Here is a 10,348-nt window from a genome sequence, read left to right on the forward strand (position 1 = left end):
ATCTAATATAAGGCACTGATTCTGTCAATGAAAGTGCGGTAGGAATTCCCCCTGAAATTTCAAATTCACCGGCATAGGCATAAGCTTCCACACCTTGTTCTATCGCATCTTTTAACAATTTATCATATTCGGGATCGATATATTCGGCGATTTTAAAACGATCAAATCCATTGTGCAGACCGGCGAAAAGTACGATAGCTCTGTGTCCTTGTTTTTTCATCGCCAGTAGTTCCCGCACGTGTTTTTGTCCACGTGTGGTGACGGCATCAGGAAACATACCGAGATTGCCTTTCACTAAGGTGATAGATTTCACCTCCACATAGCAATCGGGCAGTCCTTCGCCTTTAAGTAAAAAATCAATACGGCTATTTTCTTCACCATATTTGACTTCTGGATAAATTTCATCATACATCGCCAGTTCTTTAATTTGTTTGTTTTGCAAGGCTTCAAACACAAGTTGATTAGAACGATGGGTATTAATACAGCAAAGTTGTCCGTTAGCCAGTTGGGTGAGTTCCCATGAATGGGGATATTTTCGAGTTTGGCTATCGGAATGAGAATACCAGATGGTATCACCTTTCTCTCCACAGCCCGTCATTGCCCCCGTATTGGCGCAGTGAATCGTCATCAATTCACCATTAGATAATTCAATATCAGCGAGAAAACGTTTGTAGCGACGAATTAATTTTGCAGACTGAAGTGCGGGAAGTTGCATACTATTCCTTATTAAAGTGCGGTTGAAATATTATGGTTTTTTTATAAATCGATGAGTTGAAAAATTTCCCCGTATTTTTTTACGATAATTCATTGGGGAAAATCCGGTATATTTTTGGAAATTTTCATAAAAACGGCTTAAAGAATTAAAACCAGCCGTAATTGATATATCAAGCATAGTTTTATCGGTATCGCTAAGCAAGGCTTTAGCGTGGTTAATACGCATCATTGTAATATATTGCTTAATAGTCAATTGCATAGCACGTTGAAATAACCCCATCGCATAATTAGCATTTAATCCAACAGCATTGGCTACCTGTGATACGGTAAGCGCTTGATTAAAATGGCTGCCAATGTAATTCAGCATTTGAATGACATAATATTGTGTGTGACGGGAAGAATTGCTGTGTATGTTGTTTTCATAGTGTGTTTTGAGTAGAAGTTCCCAACCGTCGAGTTCCAAACGTTTTAGTAGTAGCTGTACTTCGCTATACACCAAATGATTACGGTTGTTGTCATTTTTAGTAAGTTCATTTTGCCAACGCATAATTTCAAAAGCACTGGCGAGTGCAGGATTTTTAGATTGAATTACAATGCCATGTGTAATATGGGTAACAAGATTATCCGGCAGTTGCCAAGAAAGAAATTGGTAAACAGGAATATCAATCACCGCCATTTCAGTACAGTTTCTACGATTTACTAAGCTATGGGGAATGGAAGCCCAGAAAGCGGCAACATGGTTTTCCTTAATTGTGATGAGTGAACCGTTATAGAAGTATTCTACATCGCCGTCAAAGGGGATATTGATTTCAATATGTCCGTGCCAATGATGTGCCGGCATATTCAGCGGTGGTTGCCATAGTTTTACGCGTAACGATTGCTTTTCTAAAGGCAAGGAAAGCGGACTGGTCGTTTTACTTCCAAGAGAATTTTCCGGATCAAAATAATCCAAAACAATATCTTCATGTTCCATACATCACCAATTAAGTACCATAGGAGAGCGTTGAAATTATAGCTAATTTTTTCGTTAATTCCTATTTTCTTATAGAATTTTCCTAAAAACTCATTTTTTTATACGTAAATCTCAAAAAATGAGGTTTCAGGAATTTTGTATGAGAAAACAATATAGGAAAACTATTTTTCTTTTGCCATGATAAGTGCCTATCAAAAAAGTCATCACTAAGGAGCTTATTATGAGTTTGTCAATGAAAACCAAAATCAGTTTTGGTTTAGGTGCTTATGGAAAGGATTTTGCGATTGGCATTGTATATATGTATTTAATGTATTATTACACGGATGTATTGGGTGTCTCCGGTGCCATTGTAGGAAGTATTTTTATGGTAGCTCGGGTATGGGATGCATTAAATGACCCCATTATGGGATGGATTGTGAATAATACACGATCGCGTTGGGGAAAATTTAAACCTTGGATTTTGATTGGCACAATTCTTAACTCTATTTCACTTTTTTCTCTTTTTTGCGCGGACTATTTCTCTGGAACGGCACTTGTTGTTTACATTGCGGTTACCTATATTCTTTGGGGGATGACATATACCCTGATGGATATTCCGTTTTGGTCTCTTACACCGACTTTAACCCTCGATCAGCGGGAACGTGAAGAACTTGTACCTTATCCGCGTTTCTTTGCCAGCCTTGCCGGTTTTGTGACTGCCGGTGTGTGTATGCCGTTTGTGGATGCCGTTGGGGGAGATGACAAAGGTTTTGGTTTTAGAATGTTCACGTTAGTGATTATTGCCTTCTTCGTAGCTTCAACGATTATTACCCTCATTAATGTCAAAGAAAAATATTCTTCCGATAACATTGAAGATGCCGGTTCACAGGAAAAAGTCCCGCTTAAAACGTTGGTATCGCTTATTCCACGCAACGATCAACTTTCAAGTTTGCTTATCATGGCACTTTGCTACAACATCGCAGGTAATATAATTTCAGGCTTCGCTATTTATTATTTCACCTATGTGGTAGGTGATAAAGAAATGTTCCCATACTATATGTCTTATGCAGGCATTGCGAATCTCGCCATCATAATTTTATTCGCCCGTTTGGCAAAATTTTTCTCACGCCGAACTTTATGGATCACCATTTCAGTCAGCTCCATTATTAGTTGTGCTATTTTGGCTTATACCGGTCTTGCTAATTATCACAGTATTTTCTTGATTATCCTTGCCGGTATTTTTATGCAAATCGGTAGTGCATTGTTCTGGACATTACAAGTGATTATGGTGGCGGATACCATAGATTACGGCGAGTTCAAACTCGGTATCCGTTCTGAAAGTATTGCCTATGCCGTACAAACCATGGTGGTGAAAGCCGGCTCTGCTGTTTCCGCTTTCTTAATCGGTGTGTTATTGACGGCAATTGATTATGTGCCGAATGAAGCTCAAAGCGAATCAACCTTGTTTTATATGAAAGTGATTATGATAGGGTTACCAATTTTCTTCTATCTCATTAAATTATTCGTCTATTTTCGTTATTACAAACTTCATGGTGATTTACTCGCAAAAGTTAATATCATCCTATTAGATAAATATCGTAAAGTTGAAACAAAATATTAACAGGAGCAATATGATGAGTTCACAATTAATTCGCTTACAAAGTAAAGAAACCGACTTAATTTTACGTACAGAACCGGCAGAGATCCTCTATTTTGGTCAACGCCTTGAATTAGATGAAATCACCGAAGCGGATGTGATGAGCATTGAACGTGGTGTGGCAAACGGGAGCCTTGATATAGATATTCCCATTACTCTTGCTGCGGAAAATGGCAGGGGCTATTTCGGGGTTTCCGGTATAGAGGGGCATCGTAATGGTTATGATTGGGCGCCAGTGTTTGTCACCAAAAATATCACAAAAACTGACCGCACTTTAGTGTTGGACATGGAAGATTCCATTGCAAAATTGGGTTTTAAGGCAGAGATTGAAGCTGATGAAAATGGCGTGTTTAAATTCCGTCATACTTTAACTAACTTAGGCGAGGACAAATTTACCGTAAATCGTCTCGCAGTTACCTTGCCGGTACCTGAATATGCCGATGAAGTATTAAGTTTCTATGGGCGTTGGTGTCGTGAATTACACGAGAATCGTATTTCACTCAAACATGGTGCGTTTACCCAAGAAAATCGTCATGGACGAACCTCTCATGAATATGCGCCGAATCTGATTTTGGGGACACCTCATTTTAGCCAGCAACAGGGTAAAGTGTGGGGATTCCATCTTGCTTGGTCGGGAAATCATCGTATTCGTGCGGATGTATTGATCGATGGTCGCCGTTTCGCTCAATTGGAAAATCTTTATTTCCCGGGAGAAATTCAGCTTAAACAAGGTGAAAGTCATAGTACGCCTTGGGTCTATGCGGTGTATTCGGATGAGGGATTGAATGGAATGTCACGTCAATTTCACAATCATGTCCGCCAACATATTTTACATTTTGCTTATCCTGTGCGTCCGGTACATTTGAATATTTGGGAAGGGGTAACCTTTGATCATCATCCTAAGCACATTATTGCAATGGCGGAGAAAGCGGCGGAAATGGGCGTGGAACGCTTTATTATTGATGATGGCTGGTTTATCGGGCGTAATGATGATTTTGGCGGTTTGGGCGATTGGTATCTGGATGAAGAAAAATATCCGAACGGCTTAAATGAGGTGATTGATGCGGTGAAAAAATTCGGTATGCAATTTGGTATTTGGGTTGAATTGGAAATGATTAACAAACCGACCAAACTTTATCAAGCCCATCCCGATTGGTTACTTGCGCTTGAAGGCTATGATCAACCGGAAGAACGCCATCAATATGTTTTGGATCTCACTAAACAAGAAGTCTTTGATTATTTATTAGCGCGTATGGATTGGTTACTCGGAAATCATGAAATTGATTATATCAAATGGGATCACAACCGCCGCCTTGTCCAACCGGGTAGCTGCGGTCGTGCGGCAGTGGTGGAACAAACCAAAGCGGCATACCGCTTATTTGATGAATTACAGAAACGTTATCCGCAGGTTGAAATTGAAAGTTGTTCATCGGGTGGCGCACGGGTGGATTACGAAATTCTTAAACGTTCACAACGTTTTTGGTCATCGGATAATATTGATGCTTACACCCGCCAACAAATTCACCGTGGAATGAGCTATTTCTACCCGCCTGAAGTCATGGGGGCGCATATTGGCGGTTCACCTTGTCAAACGACATATCGCCGATTTTCTATTGATTATCGCGGTTTAACCGCATTATTCGGGCATATGGGCGTAGAACTGGATCCGGTGAAAGAAAGTGCGGAAGAGCGTGCAGGATTTGCGAAATATATTGCGTTACACAAACAGTTCCGCCCGTTATTACACAGTGGTGATGTTTTCCGCTTGGATTATCACGAACCAAACACCATTTTGCATGGTGTCGTGGCGAAAGATAAATCCCAAGCCTTGTTACTGATAAGCCAACTTGATATGCCGGAATACAAACAGATGGGCAAACTTCGCTTGCCGTATTTAGCGGCGGATACCACTTATCAAATCAATGTGCTTTCTATTCCGAATTATATTCGTGAAGGCAGAGCAGGGCATTTAATGAAAGTTTTTCCACAATGGCTGCGGGATTGTTTTGACGGTAAAACCGTGACCATTCAAGGCGAATGGCTTGCTAATGCCGGTTTAACCATTCCTGTGTTAGATCCGCAAAGTGCGATGTTACTTGAATTTAGAAAATTATAGATAATGAAAAGTGCGGTCAATTTTGACCGCACTTTTTGGTGCTGAAGGAGTTTTTATCGTTGAATCAAATATCTCAACGTTGTTCCATCTTGTTCAACACTAAGGAGCGTATAACCGTGGTTTTTGGTATCCACAGGAATATTATTGATAGATTGGGCACAATCACTTAATAATTCCAAAATCTCGCCTTTTTGTAATTGTGGCATGGTTTCAAGCATTACAATCGCGGGATAAGGGCAAGGCTCACCTAAAGTGTCAAGTGTGTAATCCGGAGTGATGTCTTTCGGATCTTTATCTAGTTTTTGAACAACGGTAAATGCCATAATCATTTCCTTTTTTAATGAATAAGAGTTAACAACCGCAAGATGGTTGTGTCGCTGTAATTTTTGCTTTGGCTTTTGCAAGGAATCGCCGTTCCCACCAAACCACCGCAACTAGACAGAGAATTAATAAAGCGTAATTTACTAATAAACCGCCTACTGGGCCGAAAGAGTTAAGTAGGTTTAGTTTTTCGTAATCTAAGGCGAGGGTGGGAGAGATATCGTCCCAAACGTAAGCAAGATAAGTAGAACCAATGACATTACCTAATCCTACCCACATAAAATGAACTTGCCCCTCCATGGAGCGATACATCCAACCGGTTTCACAGCCACCGGCTAACACGATACCAAAACCGAATAATAATCCGCCGATAATCGCATTCGGACCTGCCCACATAATTTTGGGCGAAACACCTAATTGAATATAGGAGAAAATACCGATTGTTCCCACGATAATTCCGAAAATAATGGCTTTTGCCATATAAGCACGACCGGTTACCCATAAATCACGGAAAGCGGAGGTAAAGCAAATTTGTGCTCGTTCAATTAATAAACCGAATGCTAAGCCGCAAAACATAGCGAACCCCAGTTTAATAGAATGTGTCATCACATAAAGTGATGTAATGAGATAGGCAAAGAAAATCACCATACCTATCCAAAAACGGCGGGAGGATTGTTTGGGGTCGGTTTCTTTTAATTTTGCCGCGCCTTTTTTTAATTCTAATTTCACGCGGAACATTGGCAGTAAAGTTACTTTTACTCCGATATAAGTGCCAAGTGCGGTTGCAATAGTAAAAAACCAAGCATGGACAGAGAATTGCGGAATGCCGGTGAAAAGCGAGGCAAGGTTACACCCCATGGCAAGGCGTGCGCCGAAACCGGCTAATGCTCCGCCGATTAAGGCTTGGGCAATACGGCGTTTATACGGTTGATTGCGCCATTTGACGTTATTTGCCCAAAGTGCTGCGGAAATACAGCCGGCGAACATCCCTAAAATCATTACACCGTCAATACGGGTAAAAACGGTTCCTTCCATTCCAATGATTTTATAATAGCTCCATTCGCTTACATCCATACCAAGGGCTTGTAAGGCGTGTCCTCCCCAACGGGTGAATTCTCCCGTTACGGCCCAATAAGTACCGGTTACACCAAAATAATAAGCGGAAAGCAAACCTGCTGCGATCACGGCGGCGACAGGATTCCAATATTTAATGAGATAGTTTTGTTTGAATTGTTGCCAAATCTCTAACATAAGTTCTTAAATCCTTAAGAAAGTTAATGATTTGCAAGCAAAGGTATATGATGAAAAATAGAATTGAGAATACAATCAGATTTGTTCATTTCCTATACACAAACTTGCGATATATGAATGAATATGCTGTTAAAGCGGTCAGAGTATAAACAAAAATATAGTGGAAAACAAAGGGAATTAATATTTTTGTCACGTTCTTGTCATTTTTATCGGTTATTTTTCCATTCAAAATGTAACGATAAAAATAGGGATATTACAATGACTGATAACAATCGTTTTCTTTGTCGAGAAATGAGTTTACTGGCTTTTAACCGTCGGGTTTTAGCACAGGCGCAAGATCCGAATACGCCATTATTGGAACGATTACGTTTTCTTTGTATTGTTTCATCAAATTTAGATGAATTCTTTGAAGTTCGGATTGCAAGTTTAAAACGTGAAAGTAAATTGAGTCCTTATGCACTATTAGACAGTGGTAGAACGGCAGAAGAAGCAATCGCTTTTGCTTCAAAGGAAGCCCGAGATTTAATTAGTGAACAATATGCTTTATTTAATAATGTGCTTGAGCCGGAGTTGGCAAAAGAAGGAATTCATTTTTATCGCCGTTCAAGTTGGACTGAGGCGCAACGTGAATGGGTCAGTCAATACTTTGATCGTGAATTATTACCTATATTAACGCCTATAGGGCTTGACCCCTCCCATCCGTTTCCACGTTTATTGAATAAATCGCTTAATTTTGCGGTAGAACTTGACGGTAACGATGCCTTTGGCAGACCCTCCAGTATGGCAATCGTACAAGCTCCGCGTATTTTGCCTCGTGTGGTAAAAATGCCGTCAGACATTTGTCAGGGGGAGAATGGCTTTGTTTTTCTTTCTTCTATTTTACATTCCAATGTGCATAAATTATTTTTAGGTATGACAGTGAAAGGGTGTCATCAATTTCGCCTTACCCGGGACAGTGATCTGAGTGTGGAATCGGATAGAGAGCAGTTGGATAATTTACGAACTGCAATACAGAGTGAATTACATGATCGTGAATATGGTGACGGAGTCCGTTTAGAAGTTGCTGATCTTTGTCCCGCGCATATTTATCATTTTTTACTGGCACAATTTAAACTTAGTACCAATGAACTTTATCGAGTGAAAGGTCCGGTTAATCTTATTCGTTTAAATTCTATTCCTGATTTAGTCGATCGACCCGATTTAAAATTTCCGCCAGTTACACCGAGCCCGCTATCCAAGCGAACAAAAGTTGATTCGATTTTAAATTATGTCAGGCAAGCACCTATCTTATTGCATCACCCTTATCAGTCGTTTGATCCGGTGGTTCAAATGATTAGTGAAGCCGCAAGTGATCCTTCGGTATTAGCCATCAAAATGACGATTTATCGCACAGGAAGTCGTTCAGAACTGGTTCATGCATTGATGCAGGCAGCATTATCCGGTAAGCAAGTGACAGTTGTTGTTGAGTTAATGGCACGCTTTGATGAGGCCAATAATGTCAACTGGGCACAACAGCTTGAAGATGCCGGAGCTCATGTTGTTTACGGAGTTTTTGGTTATAAAGTTCACGCCAAAATGGTTTTGATTATCCGCCGCGAACAAGGGGTACTTAAACGTTACGCGCATTTAGGTACGGGGAATTATCATCAAGGAACATCCCGCATTTATACAGACTTTGGCTTAATTACCGCAGATGAACAGATTACCTATGATGTGAATACCTTATTTATGGAAATTACAGGGTTAGGGAGACCGGTAAAATTAAACAAGCTCTATCAAAGTCCTTTCACTTTACATCAATCGGTTTTAGCACACATCAAGCAAGAAACCCGAAATGCACAAGCGGGTAGGACGGGAAGAATTATTGCAAAAATGAATTCTTTGGTTGATACCGGTGTGATTGAAGCTTTATACGAAGCCAGTCAAGCCGGTGTACAAATTGATTTAATTGTTCGGGGGATGTGTACTTTACGTCCGGGGGTTGAGGGGCTTTCTGAGAATATTCGCGTGCGTTCCATTGTAGGGCGTCAACTTGAACATTCCCGTGTTTATTACTTCTATAATAATGGCGCAGAAAATACCTATATTTCCAGCGCGGATTGGATGGGGCGTAATTTCTTTCGTCGAATTGAAACGACAACCCCGATTGAATCCCCAGATCTCAAAGCCCGTGTTATTGAAGAAAGCCTCACTATGGCATTAAAAGATAATACGAAAGCGTGGGAAATGCAGCCCGATGGCACTTATAAACAAATCGTTCCGAAAGAAAACGAAGTCCCTTTCAGCTTACAGAATGCTTTATGGGAAAAATACGGTCAGACTTTATAGTTCAATAAGGGGAATATCCTCTTATACATACCTTCTTAATAAATAGAAAAGCATTTTGGATTCAAAATGCTTTTTAATATTCTTTATCTAGTTTTGATATGTTAGTCGTGGTACTTGAGATAAATCCGTTTCAGGCTTAGCCAATGTTTCTATAGGTAAATTTGAGGTTTTTGAGTGATGGAAACAGGCTAGATTATAGTCTAAACCGGAAATTGTTCTTTCCTGACTGAAATAATTATTAGGCTGATAGCGATCAGAAATAAACCAGAAACATTGATAATCAAGTTGATTTAGATAATTCAATATTGCCTCGGATTTATGGGGATGGGCTTCAATAAAAATAACAGGTTTGTATTGGTTAATAGTATTAGTCGCTCCCTGTAATACATTGAGATCAAAGCCTTCTGCATCAATTTTCAGTAAAGATAATTCCGTTAATTTTTGAATCTCGGGATGTTCATCCAAGGTAACAACTTGAACCCATTCTTTATGTTGATAGCCTTGAAAATCACCTTCCGTATCAAATCCTTTATCCAAAGAAAAACTACCGTAATTCCAAGCCGTATCATAATTTGATGAAGAAATTTCAATATTTTGTTTTTGATTACTTACACCTTGGTGATAAGCGTAAACATTAGTAAGATGGTTTAATGAAATATTGGCACAGAGAGTTTGGAAAATAATACGTTGGGGCTCAAAGCAAAATAACTTACCTTGTGGCGCAAATTTTGCAAGTGGGACGGAGTGTATTCCTATATTTGCACCCACTTCAATAATATTGCTGCGGTTAGATAAAATACTACGGAAGAATTGAACTTCAACTTCAGACCATTCACCATAAGTTTTGACAAATTGACTAATAAAATCTCCTTCAATAAGATTAAATAGTCCCCATTTTGTTTGTTGTAATGAAGTACGCATAAATTGAATCCATTATTTATGAAATTAATGCATAGCATTATAAATCTTTCTGGTCAATTTTTGTATGTTTTTTTTATTTTTAACTAAA

At 39.5% G+C, this 10,348-nt stretch carries 8 protein-coding genes; 3 read left to right on the forward strand and 5 right to left on the reverse strand.

Features of this window, described 5'->3' with window-relative positions; genetic code table 11:
* A partial coding sequence (sfsA, locus tag BKK47_RS10620; RefSeq protein WP_077494805.1) for a DNA/RNA nuclease SfsA occupies positions 1-715 on the reverse strand: 715 nt, incomplete at its 3' end.
* A gap of 30 nt (positions 716-745) precedes the next feature.
* Complete coding sequence (gene melR / locus BKK47_RS10625; RefSeq protein ID WP_077494806.1) at positions 746-1,687, reverse strand: transcriptional regulator MelR; 942 nt, start codon at positions 1,685-1,687, stop codon at positions 746-748.
* Positions 1,688-1,907: 220 nt separating this feature from the next.
* Between melR and melB the strand changes: the two genes are divergently transcribed.
* Positions 1,908-3,287: a melibiose:sodium transporter MelB gene (gene melB / locus BKK47_RS10630; RefSeq protein WP_077494807.1), complete on the forward strand. Its 1,380-nt coding sequence runs from the start codon at positions 1,908-1,910 to the stop codon at positions 3,285-3,287.
* A 10-nt stretch (positions 3,288-3,297) separates the two neighbouring features.
* Positions 3,298-5,439, forward strand: coding sequence for an alpha-galactosidase (locus BKK47_RS10635; RefSeq protein WP_244149140.1), 2,142 nt, complete (start codon positions 3,298-3,300; stop codon positions 5,437-5,439).
* Positions 5,440-5,492: 53 nt separating this feature from the next.
* Here the strand turns inward: BKK47_RS10635 and yedF are convergent, their stop codons facing one another.
* Positions 5,493-5,762: a sulfurtransferase-like selenium metabolism protein YedF gene (gene yedF / locus BKK47_RS10640; RefSeq protein ID WP_077494809.1), complete on the reverse strand. Its 270-nt coding sequence runs from the start codon at positions 5,760-5,762 to the stop codon at positions 5,493-5,495.
* 28 nt (positions 5,763-5,790) lie between these two features.
* The gene (gene yedE, locus BKK47_RS10645) at positions 5,791-7,011 is read right to left on the reverse strand and encodes a selenium metabolism membrane protein YedE/FdhT (RefSeq protein WP_077494810.1); all 1,221 of its coding nucleotides are present in this window, start codon (positions 7,009-7,011) and stop codon (positions 5,791-5,793) included.
* 123 nt (positions 7,012-7,134) lie between these two features.
* On the opposite strand from yedE, the gene ppk1 reads away from it, so the two are divergent.
* Complete coding sequence (gene ppk1, locus BKK47_RS10650) at positions 7,135-9,339, forward strand: polyphosphate kinase 1 (RefSeq protein ID WP_279626184.1); 2,205 nt, start codon at positions 7,135-7,137, stop codon at positions 9,337-9,339.
* An 87-nt stretch (positions 9,340-9,426) separates the two neighbouring features.
* Here ppk1 and BKK47_RS10655 read toward each other — a convergent pair whose 3' ends face one another.
* Positions 9,427-10,260, reverse strand: coding sequence for an FkbM family methyltransferase (locus tag BKK47_RS10655; RefSeq protein WP_077494812.1), 834 nt, complete (start codon positions 10,258-10,260; stop codon positions 9,427-9,429).
* Positions 10,261-10,348 lie beyond the last annotated feature (88 nt).

It is taken from the genome of Rodentibacter mrazii (genome assembly GCF_001998825.1).
GTDB classification, from domain to species: Bacteria; Pseudomonadota; Gammaproteobacteria; order Enterobacterales; family Pasteurellaceae; genus Rodentibacter; species Rodentibacter mrazii.

What these genes read in the sequence shown, in the direction of transcription:
- melB (WP_077494807.1), top strand. Translation starts at nt 1,908, where the DNA reads ATGAGTTTGTCAATGAAAACCAAAATCAGTTTTGGTTTAGGTGCTTAT.
- ppk1 (WP_279626184.1), top strand. Translation starts at nt 7,135, where the DNA reads ATGCTGTTAAAGCGGTCAGAGTATAAACAAAAATATAGTGGAAAACAA.
- yedE (WP_077494810.1), bottom strand. Translation starts at nt 7,011, where the DNA reads ATGTTAGAGATTTGGCAACAATTCAAACAAAACTATCTCATTAAATAT.
- melR (WP_077494806.1), bottom strand. Translation starts at nt 1,687, where the DNA reads ATGGAACATGAAGATATTGTTTTGGATTATTTTGATCCGGAAAATTCT.
- BKK47_RS10655 (WP_077494812.1), bottom strand. Translation starts at nt 10,260, where the DNA reads ATGCGTACTTCATTACAACAAACAAAATGGGGACTATTTAATCTTATT.
- yedF (WP_077494809.1), bottom strand. Translation starts at nt 5,762, where the DNA reads ATGGCATTTACCGTTGTTCAAAAACTAGATAAAGATCCGAAAGACATC.
- BKK47_RS10635 (WP_244149140.1), top strand. Translation starts at nt 3,298, where the DNA reads ATGATGAGTTCACAATTAATTCGCTTACAAAGTAAAGAAACCGACTTA.